The sequence below is a fragment of the Streptomyces durocortorensis genome, from assembly GCF_031760065.1.
In the GTDB taxonomy this organism is placed as follows: Bacteria; Actinomycetota; Actinomycetes; order Streptomycetales; family Streptomycetaceae; genus Streptomyces.
This window is the reverse complement of sequence record NZ_CP134500.1, coordinates 5,991,518-6,006,464: the sequence shown is the minus strand read 5'-3', so window position 1 is coordinate 6,006,464 and position 14,947 is coordinate 5,991,518. Positions and strand designations below refer to the sequence as shown.

The window sequence follows — 14,947 nt, the reverse complement described above, 5'->3', positions numbered from 1 at the left end:
GTATGGGTGAGCGTGACCACGTCCCCCGCCGGTCCGCCTGCCCGGACGCTGATCCGGACCCCCGTGTCCGGATCGGTGAAAGTCCGGCCCGGCTCGAACGCCGCGAGGTCGAGCTGCGTGCAGCCGGCGGGCGGGGGCTCACGCACGGCCCGCGGCCAGGTCCATCAGGCGGGCGAGGACGCGGCCGCCGGAAGCGGAGACGCCGTCGTGCTCCCACTCGTTGGTGACCCAGACGCGGGTGGCTCCGACCTCGCGTGCCGTGCGCAGCGAGAGGCCGGCGTCGACGTACATGTCGTCGTGGTAGACGATCGCGGCGAGGGGGATCTCGTTGGCGGCGAGGCGGTGAGGGTCGTAGAGGGGCGGCCAGTCGGTGCGGGCGGCCAGGAGGTCGGCGGCGTCGGCGAAGGGGCGAAGGCCCGTGATCTCGCGGAACATCCAGGGGTAGATCATCTCGCCGGTGAGCAGCAGGGGGTCGGCGTCCGCGGCGAACTCGGGGAAGTCGTCGAGGGCCCGGGAGGCCGCCCAGTCGGTCGGGCCCGCTCCCTGCCCGTACAGGGTCTCCTGCAGGACGGCGAAGAGCGGGTTGTCGGTGAAGCCCGTCAGAGTCATGACCTGGTGGAGGAAGGTGTCGGTCGGTGCGTCGTCCGGGCCGAGGGCTTCGTCGAGCAGCCAGTGCAGGCGCTCGAATCCGTCGCCCATGCCGAGCATGAGGCCGAGCGTACGGAGGCGGTGCGGGGTGAGCCGGTCCCCGTTCGGGAGGCGGGCGTCGCCGGTCGCGAGGAAGCCTGCGATCTTCCCCAGGCGGGGGGCGTCCTCGGGGTAGCGGGCGTAGAAGTCAAGGACCCGGTCGCGGACGCGGGGGTAGGTGCGGGCGTAGACGTCGTCGGCGGTGGCCGTGAGGCCGGGCAGGCCTCCGGTGACGTAGCAGGCCCGCAGGCCCTCGGGGGCCTGCGAGAGGTAGGTGAGGGTGATGAAGCCCCCGTAGCTCTGGCCGAGGGTTTCCCAGGGAGTGTCTCCGCAGAGTCGTCGGCGGATCAGTTCCGCGTCGGCGACGATCGCGTCGGCGCGGAAGTGGGACAGGTACGCGGCCAGCTGGTCCGGGGAGGGGAATCGGGCGGCGGAGCGGGCGGTGACGGGGGTGGAGCGACCGGTGCCGCGCTGGTCGAGGAGCAGCACGCGGTGGGTCTTCAGTGCCCGGTCCAGCCAGCCGGGCGAACCGGCGGACGGGCGGGGCGACTTGCCGCCCGGGCCGCCCTGGAGAAACAGCAGCCAGGGCAGTTCCTCGTCCGCGCGGGCGGGGTCGACGACCTCGCGGGCGAAGACTTCGATGGTGGGGCCGCCGGGGGCCCGGTGGTCCACGGGAACGGTGAAGGTGTGGTCGACGGTGGCGTAGGCGGGGTTCATGTATCCCTTTCGCGGCCGATGGAGGCCGAGTCAGTGACGTGTGACATTGCATTGCATTGCAGTGTGCGCCGCCCTGGGCATGGGGAGACCTCAGCCGCCCATAACCCCGCGCTACGCCTCAGCCGGTCGCTCGCCCTTGGCCCACAGGGAGCGGACATGGCCCAGGTGCCGGGCCATGCACGCCTCCGCACCCTCGGCGTCGCCGGTGAGCATGACGTCGAGGAGTTCCAGGTGCTCCTCGGCCGACGGGATGAGCTCCCCTCGCTCGTCGAGTGCCGTGAGGCCGTACAGGCGGGTCCGCTTGCGCAGGTCGCCCACGGTCTCGACGAGCCGTTGGTTGCCCGCGAGGCCGAGGAGTGCGAGGTGGAAGCGCCGGTCGGCCTCCAGGTAGCCGATGAGGTCGTGGTCGCGGGCGGCACGCACGATCTCCTCGGCGAGCGGCCGCAACGCCTCCAACTCGTCGCGGGTCGCGGTGCGCGTGACACGGCCGGTGACCGGGATCTCGATGAGGGCGCGGATCTCGGTGTACTGGTCGAGGTCACGATCGTCGACCTCGGTGACGCGGAACCCCTTGTTGCGGACGGGCTCGACCAGGCCCTCACGAGCCAGGTCGAGCATCGCCTCGCGGACGGGGGTGGCGGAGATGCCGAAGTCCTCGGCCAGGGTCGGCGCCGAGTACACCGCTCCGGGCCTGAGCTCGCCCGAGATCAGGGCGGCGCGCAGGGCGTGGGCGACCTGGTCGCGCAGCCGCTCCCGGGAGGCGTTGAGGTCGCGGCGGGTCAGGTGCCCCATGGCGGTGGTGATCCTTCCGTCCGGTCCGGACCGCCACCGTACAATGTCACGTTGCTCAGGCAGGTGACAGGGTGTAGGTCCGGCTGGAGGTGTAGAACTCCAGGGCGGCCCGACCTTGTTCGCGCGGGCCGTGACTGGACGCCTTGGTGCCTCCGAACGGCAGATGGAAGTCGACGCCCGTGGTGGGGGCGTTGATCCGGATCATCCCGGTGTCGAGCCCGTCGAGAGCGCCCAGGGCCGTGCTCAGGTCGGCGGTGTGTACCGAGGTGACCAGGCCGTACGGTGCGGAGTTGGCGATTCCCACCGCGTGGGCGAGGTCGTCGGCCGGCAGCAGGGCCGCCAGGGGGCCGAAGACCTCCTCGCGCAGCAGCCGGTGCCCCGGGGAGACCTTCTCGACCAGGGTGGGTGCCGCGTACCAGCCGGGGCCGGGCGGCACGGTGCCTCCGGCGAGTACGGACAGTCCCCGCCACGCCTGGGCGGCATGGTCGCGGGCCTGCTCGCCGATCAGCGGACCGCAGACGGTCGCCGGGTCGGACGGGTCGCCGACGGGCAGGGTACGCAGCGCCTCGGCGAGCGCCTCCCGCAGGGGCGTGAGGGCGGCGCCGACGGCGATCACCCGGCCGGTGGCGGTGCATTTCTGCCCCGCGTAACCGGCGATGGCAGCGGCGATGTGGCCTGCCGCCTGCTCGATGTCGGCGTCCGGCAGGACGATCGCCGCGTTCAGGCCGCCCATCTCGGCCTGGACCGGGATGCCCCGGGCCGTCGCGGTTCGCGCGACGCCCTGCCCGACGGGGGTGGAGCCGGTGAAGGAGACCACGTCCGCGGCGGAGACCAGCGCGTTGCCCTCGGTCGCCCCGCCGGGCAGGACGGTGAACACGCCTGCGGGAACGGACCGGTGGACGATCTCGGCGAGGCGCTGGGCGCAGGCGGTGGCCTCGGGGGCGGGCTTGAGGACGACGGCGTTCCCGGCCGCGAGCGCGGGGGCCGCCTTCCAGCTCGGGATGGCGAAGGGGAAGTTCCAGGGCGTGATGAGCCCGGCCACGCCGTGCGGGCGGCGGCGCGTCAGGAGGAGCCCGCTGCCGGCCCCGGGCTCGTGCACGGCGCCCACGGCCTCGTAGGGGGCCTGGGCGTAGTAGCGCCAGATCGCGGCGGCGCGCACGATCTCGGCTCGGGCCTCGGTGAGCGGCTTGCCGACTTCGCGGACGGCGAGCGCGGCCAGTTCACCGGCCGCCTCGTCGAGAGCGGCGGCGACCGCGCCCAGGGCGGCCGAGCGGGCGGCGGCCCCCGCGTGCAGCCAGCCCGGCTGGGCGGCACGGGCCCCCTCTACGGCGTCGGCCGCCGCGAAGGCGCCGGGTGTCAGCATCCGCAGGAGCACGTCGGACGGGTCGGCAGGGTTGCTGGAGGTGAGGGTGGAAGAGGCGGTGGTCACAGGAGGAAGCCTCCGGGGAAGGGGTCGTCCGGGTCGAGGAAGTACTGGGCGGTGCCGGTGGTCCAGGCGCGGCCGGTGACGGTCGGGACGACGGCGGGCAGGCCGCCTACTTCGGTCTCGGCGGTGAGCCGTCCGGTGAAGCGGGTGCCGATGAAGGACTCGTTGACGAAGTCGGTGCCGAGCGGCAGCTCGCCTCGGGCATGGAGCTGGGCCATCCGGGCCGAGGTGCCGGTGCCGCACGGGGAGCGGTCGAACCAGCCGGGATGGATGGCCATGGCGTGCCGGGAGTGGCGTGCGTCGGAGCCGGGGGCGGCGAGGTAGACGTGCTTGACCCCGGCGATCTCCGGCTTCTCCGGGTGGACAGGCCGCCCGGGTGAGGCGTTGATCGCCTCCATGATCGCCAGTCCGGCCGCGAGGAGGTCGTCCTTGCGGCCGCGGTCGAACGGCAGGCCGAGATCGTCGAGGTGGACGAAGGCGTAGAAGTTGCCGCCGAAGGCGAGGTCGTAGGTGACCGTGCCGGTTCCGGGGACGGTCACCTTGCGGTCCAGGGCGACGGAGAAGGACGGGACGTTGGTGAGCGTGACGGACTTCGCCGCGCCGTCCTCCACCTGTACGTCGACGGCGACCAGCCCGGCCGGGGTGTCGAGCCGCACGGTGGTGACCGGTTCGGTCACCGGCACCATGCCGGTCTCCACGAGAACGGTGGCCACGCCGATCGTGCCGTGGCCGCACATCGGGAGCAGGCCGGAGACCTCGATGTAGAGCACGCCGTAGTCGGCGTCGGGCCGGGTGGGCGGCTGGAGGATCGCGCCGCTCATCGCGGCGTGCCCGCGCGGCTCGTACATCAGGAGCGTACGGAGGTGGTCCAGGTGCTCCATGAAGTGCAGGCGGCGCTCGGCCATGGTGGCACCGGGGATCACCCCGGCACCCCCGGTGATCACACGGGTGGGCATGCCCTCCGTGTGCGAGTCGACGGCGTGGAAGACATGACGGGTACGCATGGACTTCCTTTCGGGCGTTGGGCGAACGGGTCGGAGGACCGGGCCCAGGCCGACCGTGGAGGCCGGCGCGGGTCCGTCGGTCGGGCGCGTCAGCGGCCGTCAGCGGTGGCCGTCGGCGACGGCCTTCTCGGAGGCGGTCCGCACTCCGGCCCGCGTGGCGCCGGTGAGCGGGAACCGGGGCGGGCGCGTGGGGCCCCCTCGGCGGCCCGCGATGTCCATGGAGAGCTTGATCGACTGCACGAACTCGGTCTTCGAGTCCCGGCGCAGCAGCGTGTGCAGGGACTTGTAGAGCGGCAGCGCGGTGGCGAGATCACCGGCGACCGCGGCGTGGTAGAGCTCGGCGCAGCTCGCGGGAAAGGCGTTGGAGTAGCCGGCGATCCAGCCGACCGCGCCTCCCAGCGCCAGCTCCAGCAGGACGTCGTCGGCACCGATCAGGAGGTCGAGTTCCGGGGCGAGCTCGGCGATCTCGTAGGCCCTGCGGACGTCGCCGCTGAACTCCTTCACGGCCACGATGCTGCCCTCGGTGTGCAGCCGGGCCAGCAGGCCGGGGGTGAGGTCGACCTTGGTGTCGATGGGGTTGTTGTACGCGACGACCGGGATGCCGGCCCCGGCCACCTCCGCGTAGTGCGCGCTCACCGCCTGCTCGTCGGCGCGGTAGGCGTTCGGCGGCAGGAGCAGGACCGAGCCGCAGCCGGCCTCGGCGGCCTGTTCGGCCCAGCGCCGGGACTCGGCACTGCCGTAGGCGGCGACGCCCGGCATGACCCGCGCGCCGTCGCCCGCCGCCTCGACGGCGGTACGGGCGACCTGGGCCCGCTCCGCGTCGGTGAGGGTCTGGTACTCGCCGAGCGAGCCGTTGGGGACGACACCGTCGCAGCCGTTGGCGATCAGCCAGGCCACATGCTCGGCATAGGCGTCGTAGTCGACGGACAAGTCCTCGCGGAAGGGGAGGGTGGTGGCGACCATGATGCCGCGCCAGGGGCGGGCGCTGTTCCAGCCGGTGGTGGTCATGTCAAGACCTTTCGATAGCGTGTGACATTTTACTCAGTCGCACGAGGGACCGCGGCGGCCCTCGCCGGACTGTCGGCCCAAAGAGCTTCGGGTCTACGGGCTTCCGGTCTGCGGGCATCCGGTTTACGGGGCATTGTTCTGCGCGGTCCCCGGTGCCGTGGTCTCGTCGAGCGCGGCGAGCGTCGCCAGCGAAACCGGCACGGCGAACGGGCGGCGCTCGGCGGGTGGTTCGCCCCGGCCGTCGCGGGCTGCCAGGCAGGCGACGGCCGTCCCGCACATCCGCCCCTGGCACCAGCCCATGCCCGCCCGGGTGAGCAGCTTGACCGTCCGTGCGTCCCGCGCCCCGAGGTCCGCGACCGCCTCGCGGACCCGCCCCGCGGTGACCTCCTCGCAACGGCAGACGTCCGTGGTGTCGTCGAGCCATGCGGTCCAGCCGGGGCCGGGAGCGTGAGCGGCGGCCATGACGTCGGCGAAGGCGCGCATACGGTCCCGGCGGCGCCGGAGCCCGGCGGTCCGCCCCGCACCGGCACCCCGCCCGCCGCGCAGTCGCGCGGCCACCGCTCGCCCGGCCAGCTCCCCTTCGGTACGGGCGAGTTCGGCTCCGCCCACGCCTCCGGCCTCCCCCGCCGCCCACAGGCCGCGGACGGAGGTCTCCTGGAGGTCGTCCAGAGCGAGGCCCAGCGTGCGGTCCGGCAGAACGCGGGTGGCGCAGCCGAGCGAGGTGGCCAACTCGATCTGGGGAACGAGCCCGTGCCCGACGGCGAGCGCGTCACAGTCGATCCGGCGGCCCGCCCCCCGCGCGGGCCGCCAGTCCCGGTCGAGGCGCGTGACGGTGACGGCTTCGACTCGGTCGGTGCCGTGCACCTCGGTGACGGCGCTGCGCAGCCGTACGCGTACCCGGTGGCGGAGCAGGGCGGCGCTGTGGACCAGGGCCTCGGCGGCCTTCCGCGGGTTGGTCAGGAGTACCCGGGGGCGGCGGGCGTACCGCGCGTATCCGGACGCCTCCACCACGGCCGGCACCCGCGCGCCGGCCGCGGCCAGCGACGAGGCGACGGCGAGCAGGAGGGGGCCGCTGCCCGCCACCACGACGCGTCGGCCGGGGAGCACGAGGCCCGACTTGAGCATGGCCTGGGCGCCTCCGGCGCCCACGACGCCGGGCAGCGTCCAGCCGGGGAAGGGCAGCTGACGCTCGTACGCGCCGGTGGCGAGCAACAGCGCCCGGGCTCGTACCCGGACGGGCCGTTCCGCGGTGCCGTCGGCGCCGGTGACGGCGTGCACGGACCAGGAACCGTCGGCCTCCCGCGCGACGGACCACACGTGATGGCCTGTGAGGTGGGCGATGTCGCTGGCCGACAGGCGGCGTCGCAGGTCGGAGAAGGCGGACCAGTCGTGGTGCAGCGCCTCGGGCCGCACCGCGCCCAGGGCGGGTGCGGGATGCCGGTAGAACTGACCGCCGGGCTGGGGAGAGGAGTCCAGCAAGGCGACGGAGAGGCCGAGCTCACAGGCGGTGACGGCCCCGGCGAGTCCGGCGGAACCCGCTCCGATGACCGCGAGGTCGTAAGAGCCGGTCGGTTCAGGCACCGAGTCGGTCATGGCCGTGCCCTTCCTGTGTCGTGATCACATCGCCGGGCTGTGCGGGGACCAGGCAGGCCCGGCGGCCCGGCACGCCATTGACCGTGGCGAGGCAGTCGAAGCACTGCCCGATGCCGCAGAACGCGCCGCGCGGCCGGCCGCCGCCGCGGGTGGTGCGCCAGGCCAGGATTCCGGCGCCCCACAGGGCGGCGGCGACGGTCTGACCGGGCAGGACGACGACAGGACGTCCGTCGAAGGTGATCTCGAACGGCGGATCGGGCTGTGCCCCGACCAGGTCGGCGGGGGTACGGGCCACGGGGCCTCCTCTCGGGTCGTACGTGCGACTGGTGATGTGGGACGGACTCACGGCACCGGCGGATCGAATCGCTCCGGTCTGAACGGCCTTATGTCGAAGGGCTGTTCCCCGCCTGCCAGGCAGGCCGCGATGATCAGGCCGGTCGCCGGCGCCAGTCCGATCCCCGCCCCTTCGTGCCCGCAGGCGTGCAGGAGTCCGGGGACCCGCGGGTCGGGCCCGATCGCCGGCAGATGATCCGGCAGGTACGGCCGGAAGCCTGCGTAGGCCCTCATCGCCCGTACGGTGGCCAGGACCGGGAAGAGCGCGGTGGCCCCGGCGGCGAGGCGACGCACGACCTCGGTCGAGAGCGTCCGGTCGAAGCCGACCCGCTCCCGGCTCGCTCCGATCAGGACCGGACCCGCCGGGGTGCCCTCGACCACCGGGGAGGTCTGCAGCGCCGCCGATCCGCTGGCCACGTCCGCGACATAGTCGGCCGCGTACACCTTGTGGCGCACCACACGCGGCAGCGGCTCGGTGACCAGGACGAAGCCCCGCCGGGGCAGCACGGGCAGCTCCACCCCCGCGATCCGCGCGAGCCGGCCGCCCCAGGTCCCGGCGGCGTTCACGACGTGCGGCGCGCGGATCTCCCCGGCCGCCGTACGCACCCCGCGCACCTCCCCGGCAGAGCCGGTGAGCAGACCGACGACCTCTTCGCCGAGCCGGACGCGTACCCGCTCTCCGGCCGCGCGCAGCAGGTGGGCGGCGGCGAGCGCGGGCATGACCTGGGCGTCCTGGGGATAGAGGAAACCACCGGGCAGGCCGCGGGCCAGGCAGGGCTCCAGTTCACGGACACGGTCCGCCGACACCTCCTGGGCGGTGACTCCCGCCTTCGCCTGCCCGGCCGCGAAGTCGCGCAGGGCGCGCATCCCGGCCTCGCCGGAGGCGACGACGAGGCCGCCCTTGAGCTCGTACTCGATCCCCTCGGGCAGGAGACCTGCCAGTTCGCGCCACAGTCCGGCGGACAGGAGGGCGAGTTCGAGCTCGGGGCCCGGCCCCTTGTCGGAGACCAGGAGATTGCCCTCGCCCGCACCGGTCGTACCGCCCGCGACGGAGCCGCGGTCGACGACGGTGACGGCGAGGCCGGCTCGGGCGGCGTAGAAGGCGCAGGCCGCGCCGATCACGCCGGCGCCGATGACGATGACATCCGAGCTGTTTCTCGTGAGCACGGCAGTAACATTTCACATTGCACCGCGTCTGCCAAGACCCTTGGCGACTGCCGAACCGGGAGGCACCCGGACCCCGGAGAAGCCTCGGACACGGATGGGTAACGGCATCCCCGACACCTTGTCAGTGCAATTTCACATTACTATGTTACAGGTCATATTCCAGCCGCACTGTGGCTTCCGACGGCTCGCGGAGTGACCTCCTGATGGACAGAAACGCACGCAACACCGCCCTCGCCACCACCCTGGTGACGGCCCTCGCTCTCGGCACGACCGCCTGCGCGGGCGGCGACGAGGCAGGCGGCCGCGCAGGCGGGAACCCGGTGACCGTCAACAACGGCACGACGGTCGGCGGGACCCCGCAGCGGGGCGGCACCCTGACCGTCCTGTCCAACCAGGACTTCACCCATCTCGACCCGGCCCGCAACTGGGTCATGGGCGACATGGACTTCGGCACCCGACTGCTCTACCGCACCCTGGTCACGTACAAGGCCGAACCGGGGCCCAAGGGCGGCGAGCTGATACCCGACCTGGCCGAGGACCTCGGTACCTCCTCCAACGGGGCGAAGACCTGGACCTTCCGCCTGAAGAAGGGCCTGAAGTACGAGGACGGCACCCCCGTCACCGCCCAGGACGTCAAATACAACGTCGAGCGCTCCTTCTCCCCCGACCTGCCCGGCGGTCCCGACTACGCGGCCCGCTACCTCGCCGGGGCCGAGGGCTACCAGGGCCCGGCCCAGGGCAAGCACCTCGACTCCGTCAGGACCCCCGACGACCGCACGATCGTCTTCGAACTGCGCAAGCCCTTCGCCGAGTTCCCCTACGCCACGGTCCTGCCCACCTTCGCCCCGGTGCCCAAGGCCCGGGACAAGGGGCCGCAGTACGACAACCGCCCGTTCTCCTCGGGCCCGTACAAGATCGAGTCGTACGCCCGGGACAAGCAGCTCGTCCTCGTGCGCAACACCCACTGGGCCCCGGCGACGGACCAGGTCCGCAAGGCGTACCCGGACCGGATCGTCGTGACCATGGGTTTGAAGGGCAACCAGATCGACGACCGGCTCATCGCGAGTTCCGGCGCGGACGCCTCGGCCGTGTCCTGGGGGAAGCTGCGTCCCGAGTCCACCCCGAAGGTGCTCACCCGGCCCGAGGTGAAGGCGCGGCTGCTCGCCGAGTCGACCAACTGCACCGAGATGGTGCAGATGCACACCGGCCGGGCCCCCTTCGACCACGTCAAGGTCCGCCAGGCCGTGCAGTACGCCCTCGACCGTGAGGCCGTCCTGACCGCCTCCGGCGGCCCGGCGCTCAACGACCCGGCCAGCGCCCTCATGCCCGGCTCCCTCTTCGACGGCGGCCGGCAGCCCGACACCCTCGACATCCCGCCGGCCGGGGACGTCGCCAAGGCCAAGCAGCTCCTGAAGGAGGCGGGCAATCCCGACGGCTTCTCCACCAGCATCACCGTGTCCAACGGCGACAAGGGCGTCGCCGAGGCGGTCCAGCAGTCGCTGGGCCGTGCCGGGATCAAGGTGACCATCGAGACGGTCGACCCCTCCGCCTTCTACGACACGATCGGCGACACCAAGAACCGCACCGACCTCGTCTACACCGGCTGGTGCCCCGACTACCCGTCCGGCTCCACCTTCCTGCCGTTCGTCTTCGACGGCCGCTACATCAAGGAGAAGGGCAACTCCGGCAACCACTCCCTCTTCCGTGACGAGCCCACCATGAAGCGCATGGACGAGATCGCCGCCATGGCGGACGCCAAGCGGGCCAACAAGGCCTGGCAGGAGCTGGACGGGCAGATCCTCGGCAAGGCCCCGACCGCGCCCGCCGTGGTCGAGCGCATGCCACTGCTGCTCGGCACCAACATCGCCGGCGCCTTCGGCCACACCTCCTTCGGCGGGCAGATCGACTACGCGACGGTCGGCCTCAAGAACCCTTCCGCGAGCGGGAGCTGAGGGCCCCCTTCATGCCCACCATCTCCCCGCCCCAGCGCGCGGGCAGCGGCCCCTGGCAACTCGCCCGCGCGGAACTGCGCCGCCGCCCCGCCGTGCAGATCTCCCTCGCCGTGATCACCCTCTTCGTGGTCATGGCCGTGGCCGCCCCGCTGCTCAGTGCGCTGGGCGGCTGGGGCCCCCACGAGTTCGACAAGACGGCCGTCGACCCCTACCTCGGCGGCCTCCCGATCGGCCCGCTCGGCGGGGTCGGCTCCGAGCACTGGCTCGGCGTCGAACCCGTCACCGGCCGCGACCTGTTCGCCCGGGTCGTGCACGGCGCCCAGGTGTCCCTGCTCATCGCCTTCGCCGCCACCGCGATCGTCGTGGTCGCCGGCGTGGCGGCCGGGATCGCGTCCGGCTACTTCGGCGGCCGCACCGACACCGTGCTCTCCCGCCTGATGGACCTGACGATGTCCTTCCCGTCCCTCATCTTCATGATCGCCATGATGTCGGTGGCCCGGGACGTCAACCGGATCGTGCTCATGACCCTGGTCATCGGCCTGTTCGGCTGGCCCGGCATCGCCCGCGTCGTCCGTGGCCAGACCCTGTCGCTCAAGCACCGCGAGTACGTCGACGCGGCCCGCGTCGGCGGATCGGGCGCCTGGCGCATCCTCACCCGGGACATCCTCCCGGGCGTCGCCGGGCCGGTCATCGCCTACACGACCCTGATCATCCCGGGGATGATCAGCACCGAGGCCGCCCTCAGCTACCTCGGCGTCGGCGTCCGTCCCCCCACACCGTCGTGGGGACAGATGATCGCGGAGAGCGTCGCCTACTACGACACGGACCCCATGTACTTCATCGTCCCGAGCCTCTGCCTCTTCCTCACCGTGCTCGCCTTCACCCTGCTCGGAGACGCGCTGCGCGACATCCTCGACCCGAGGGGAAGCCGCAAGTGATCCTCTATCTCGGCCGTCGGCTGCTCGGCGTCGTCGGCGTCCTCGCCGCCATCGCCGCGGTCACCTTCACCATCTTCTACGTCCTGCCCTCCGACCCGGCCGCCGCGGCCTGCGGCAAGTCGTGCAGCGCGGAGCGCCTGGAGGCGATCCGGACCCACATGGGCCTGGACCAGCCGCTGTGGCGGCAGTTCGCCGACTTCGCCACCGGTATCTTCACCGGCCGCACCATGGGCAGCGGCCAGTACGCCCTGCACTGCGACTTCCCCTGCCTCGGCTACTCGTACGAGAACAGCCAGGGCGTATGGGACCTCCTCGTCGACCGGCTCCCGGTCTCCGCCTCGCTCGCCCTCGGCGCCGCCGCGATCTGGCTGCTCCTCGGACTCTCCGCGGGCGTCGCGGCGGCGCTGCGCAAGGACACCCTCACCGACCGCGCCCTCATGGTCGGGGCGGTCGCCGCCGCCTCCCTGCCCGTCTACTTCACCTCGGTCGTGCTGATCTACGGCCTGATCCGGGTGGCCGGGCTGCTGCCCTATCCGCAGTACACGCCCTTCGGCTCCGACCCTCTCGGCTGGGCGTCGAACCTGCTGCTGCCCTGGCTGGCGCTGGCGATCCTGTACGCGGCCGTGTACGCGCGGCAGAGCCGCAGTTCGATGATCGAGACGATGGCGGAGCCGTACATCCGCACCGCCCGCGCCAAGGGCCTGCCACGCCGCACCGTGGTCGTCAAGCACGGTCTGCGGGCCGGGATGACGCCGATCCTCACCATCTTCGGCATGGACCTCGGCGGCCTGCTCGCGGGCGCCGTCATCACCGAGTCCATCTTCGGACTGCCCGGCATCGGGCGGCTCTTCTACGGCGCGCTGTCCACCGGCGACCAGCCGGTCATCCTCGGCGTCACCCTGCTCGCCGCCACCTTCATCGTCGTCGCCAACCTGGCCGTCGACCTCCTGTACGCCGTCGTCGACCCGCGAGTGAGGTACTGATGACCGACACCCCACCGCTGCTCTCGGTGCGGGACCTCTCCGTCACCTTCCCGACTCCGCGCGGCCCCGTCCGGGCCGTGGACACCCTCTCCTTCGACGTCCGGCACGGCCGGACCCTCGGCATCGTCGGCGAGTCCGGCTCCGGCAAGTCCGTCACCTCGCTCGCCGTGCTCGGTCTGCACACCGGCGCCGAGGTCACCGGCTCCATCACCCTGGCGGGCCAGGAACTCGTCGGCCTGCCCGAGCGCGAGCTGAACCGGCTACGGGGCCGGAGGATGGCGATGATCTTCCAGGACCCGCTCTCCAGCCTGCACCCGTACTACACCGTCGGGGAGCAGATCGCCGAGCACCACCGGGTGCACTTCGGCAGCGGCCGCAAGGCCGCCCGGGAACGGGCCGTCGAGGCCCTCGCCGAGGTCGGCATCCCCGAGCCGCGGCGCCGGTCCCGCGAGTACCCGCACCAGTTCTCCGGCGGCATGCGCCAGCGCGTGATGATCGCGATGGCGCTCGCCTGCGAACCGGAACTCCTCATCGCCGACGAGCCGACCACGGCCCTCGACGTCACCGTCCAGGCCCAGATCCTGGAACTGATCGCCCAGATCCAGGAGGAGCGCGCTCTCGCCGTCGTGATGATCACGCACGATCTCGGGGTCATCGCCCGAGTGGCCCACGACGTCCTGGTGATGTACGGCGGCAGGGCCGCCGAACACGCCCCGGCGGAAGCCCTGTTCGCCACACCGGCCCACCCGTACACCCGAGGACTGCTCGACTCCCTGCCGCGCCTCGACGACCGCGACGACGCCCCGCTGCGGGCGATCCCCGGCAGCCCGCCGTCCCTGCTCGCCCCCGCGCCCGGGTGCGCGTTCGCCCCTCGCTGTCCACGGGCCGCGGAGGCCCCCGACGACGAGCGCTCCCACTGCCGTACCGAGCGCCCCGCGCTCGGCGGACCTGCCGGGCACCCGGTCGCCTGCCACTTCCCCGCGTACGAAGGCGTCGCCCCATGAAGCCCACGAAGGCCGAACCCCTCCTCTCCGTACGAGAGCTGACGACCACCTATCCCGGGCGGCGGCGCGCCGCCCCGGTCCGGGCCGTCGACGGCGTCAGCTTCGACATCGCGGCCGGCGAGACGCTGGGCCTGGTGGGCGAGTCGGGCTGCGGCAAGTCCACCACCGGGCGCACGATCGTCCGCCTCCTGGAGCCGTCCGCAGGCTCCGTCCGCTACGACGGCCGTGACATCGGGCATCTGTCGCAGCGCGAGCTGAAGCCGCTCCGGAAGGACCTCCAGATGGTCTTCCAGGACCCGCACTCCTCCCTCAACCCGCGGCAGACGGTAGCCAGGATCATCTCCGATCCGCTGCTGGTGCAGGGCAGTTCGGCGGCCGACGCGCGCAGGCGAGCGGCCGAGCTGATGGAACTGGTCGGCCTCATCCCGGAACACATCGACCGCTACCCGCACGAGTTCTCCGGCGGCCAGGCCCAGCGCATCGGCATCGCCCGCGCCCTGGCCACCAGCCCCCGGCTCGTCGTCGCCGACGAACCGGTCTCCGCCCTCGACGTCTCCGTCCAGGCCCAGATCGTCAACCTGATGGAGCGCCTCCAGCGCGAACTCGGCCTCGCCTACCTCTTCATCGCCCACGACCTCTCCGTCGTGAAGCGGGTCTGCGACCGGGTCGCCGTGATGTACCTGGGCCGGATCGTCGAGATCGGGGACAAAGAACGGGTGTACGCGGCCCCCGCGCACCCCTACACACGGGCCCTGCTCTCCGCCGTGCCCCTGCCCGACCCGGTCGCCGAGCGGACCCGGGAGCGCATCACCCTGCTCGGCGACCCGCCGAGCCCGGCCGCTCCCCCGCCCGGCTGCACCTTCCACCCGCGCTGCCCGAAGGCGCAGGCGGTCTGCCGTACCGAAGCCCCGCTGCTGCGGATCGACGCCCCGGGCGGGACCCGCCGGGTCGCCTGCCACTTCCCGGAGAGCCTCTGACGGCGGAGGGCGACGGCGCCGAGTTGGCGCGGTGAGGCTCGCGGCAGGGCAGCAGCCACCTCCCCGGCCTGCCGTAGCGCCCGTTCGTCCAGCGGCACCTCGCCGAATCGCACATCGCGCTCCGCAGCGGCAAGGCCACACGACCACGTGAGCCGACCGGCCACGAGCCGTCCCTACGTCGTGCACAGGAACCGGATCATCGTGAGTCGCTCGCGACATGGCGTTTCACACCAACCCGCGGGCCGTTTATGGCGCCTCTCACACCGCGTTGAACGAACCCTCATTGAGACTAAGCCTCTAAGCAGCTTAGTATTCGCGGGGTCTTCGCACAGTCGGCCGCCCGCCCGGGGCGGCGACGGAGACGCC

13 protein-coding genes are annotated in these 14,947 nt (G+C 72.5%); 5 read left to right on the top strand and 8 right to left on the bottom strand.

Going from position 1 to position 14,947, the window contains the following annotated elements; translation table 11 throughout:
- Nucleotides 1-138: 138 nt before the first annotated feature.
- The 8 genes from RI138_RS26580 to RI138_RS26545 form a co-directional block, all read right to left on the bottom strand.
- Nucleotides 139-1,404 (bottom strand): alpha/beta fold hydrolase, encoded by a 1,266-nt coding sequence (locus RI138_RS26580; RefSeq protein WP_311121912.1) that lies wholly within the window; start codon nucleotides 1,402-1,404, stop codon nucleotides 139-141.
- Nucleotides 1,405-1,515: 111 nt separating this feature from the next.
- Nucleotides 1,516-2,196 carry a GntR family transcriptional regulator gene (locus RI138_RS26575; protein WP_311121911.1) on the bottom strand — a complete coding sequence of 227 codons (681 nt, stop codon included), beginning with the start codon at nucleotides 2,194-2,196 and terminating at the stop codon, nucleotides 1,516-1,518.
- Between the two features lie 55 nt (nucleotides 2,197-2,251).
- On the bottom strand, nucleotides 2,252-3,625 hold the full coding sequence (locus RI138_RS26570) for an aldehyde dehydrogenase family protein (protein WP_311121910.1): 1,374 nt from the start codon (nucleotides 3,623-3,625) through the stop codon (nucleotides 2,252-2,254).
- Nucleotides 3,622-4,626, bottom strand: coding sequence for a proline racemase family protein (locus RI138_RS26565; RefSeq protein ID WP_311121909.1), 1,005 nt, complete (start codon nucleotides 4,624-4,626; stop codon nucleotides 3,622-3,624). The genes RI138_RS26570 and RI138_RS26565 overlap by 4 nt, the downstream gene beginning before the upstream one ends.
- Nucleotides 4,627-4,725: 99 nt before the next feature.
- Nucleotides 4,726-5,634, bottom strand: coding sequence for a dihydrodipicolinate synthase family protein (locus tag RI138_RS26560; protein ID WP_096630270.1), 909 nt, complete (start codon nucleotides 5,632-5,634; stop codon nucleotides 4,726-4,728).
- Between the two features lie 123 nt (nucleotides 5,635-5,757).
- The gene (locus RI138_RS26555) at nucleotides 5,758-7,227 is read right to left on the bottom strand and encodes an NAD(P)/FAD-dependent oxidoreductase (protein ID WP_311121908.1); all 1,470 of its coding nucleotides are present in this window, start codon (nucleotides 7,225-7,227) and stop codon (nucleotides 5,758-5,760) included.
- The gene (locus tag RI138_RS26550) at nucleotides 7,208-7,522 is read right to left on the bottom strand and encodes a (2Fe-2S)-binding protein (RefSeq protein ID WP_311121907.1); all 315 of its coding nucleotides are present in this window, start codon (nucleotides 7,520-7,522) and stop codon (nucleotides 7,208-7,210) included. Before RI138_RS26550 ends, RI138_RS26555 begins: the two co-directional genes overlap by 20 nt.
- Nucleotides 7,523-7,569: 47 nt before the next feature.
- The gene (locus tag RI138_RS26545) at nucleotides 7,570-8,727 is read right to left on the bottom strand and encodes an NAD(P)/FAD-dependent oxidoreductase (RefSeq protein ID WP_311121906.1); all 1,158 of its coding nucleotides are present in this window, start codon (nucleotides 8,725-8,727) and stop codon (nucleotides 7,570-7,572) included.
- A 203-nt stretch (nucleotides 8,728-8,930) separates the two neighbouring features.
- On the opposite strand from RI138_RS26545, the gene RI138_RS26540 reads away from it, so the two are divergent.
- The 5 genes from RI138_RS26540 to RI138_RS26520 are packed head-to-tail and all read left to right on the top strand — an operon-like array spanning nucleotide 8,931 to nucleotide 14,581.
- Entirely contained in the window at nucleotides 8,931-10,679 is a 1,749-nt protein-coding gene (locus RI138_RS26540) for an ABC transporter substrate-binding protein (RefSeq protein ID WP_311121905.1), read from the top strand.
- Between the two features lie 11 nt (nucleotides 10,680-10,690).
- Nucleotides 10,691-11,617 (top strand): ABC transporter permease, encoded by a 927-nt coding sequence (locus RI138_RS26535; protein WP_311121904.1) that lies wholly within the window; start codon nucleotides 10,691-10,693, stop codon nucleotides 11,615-11,617.
- Nucleotides 11,614-12,600 (top strand): ABC transporter permease, encoded by a 987-nt coding sequence (locus tag RI138_RS26530; RefSeq protein ID WP_311121903.1) that lies wholly within the window; start codon nucleotides 11,614-11,616, stop codon nucleotides 12,598-12,600. The genes RI138_RS26535 and RI138_RS26530 overlap by 4 nt, the downstream gene beginning before the upstream one ends.
- Complete coding sequence (locus tag RI138_RS26525; RefSeq protein ID WP_311121902.1) at nucleotides 12,600-13,604, top strand: ABC transporter ATP-binding protein; 1,005 nt, start codon at nucleotides 12,600-12,602, stop codon at nucleotides 13,602-13,604. The genes RI138_RS26530 and RI138_RS26525 overlap by 1 nt, the downstream gene beginning before the upstream one ends.
- Nucleotides 13,601-14,581: an ABC transporter ATP-binding protein gene (locus RI138_RS26520; RefSeq protein WP_311121901.1), complete on the top strand. Its 981-nt coding sequence runs from the start codon at nucleotides 13,601-13,603 to the stop codon at nucleotides 14,579-14,581. The genes RI138_RS26525 and RI138_RS26520 overlap by 4 nt, the downstream gene beginning before the upstream one ends.
- Nucleotides 14,582-14,947 lie beyond the last annotated feature (366 nt).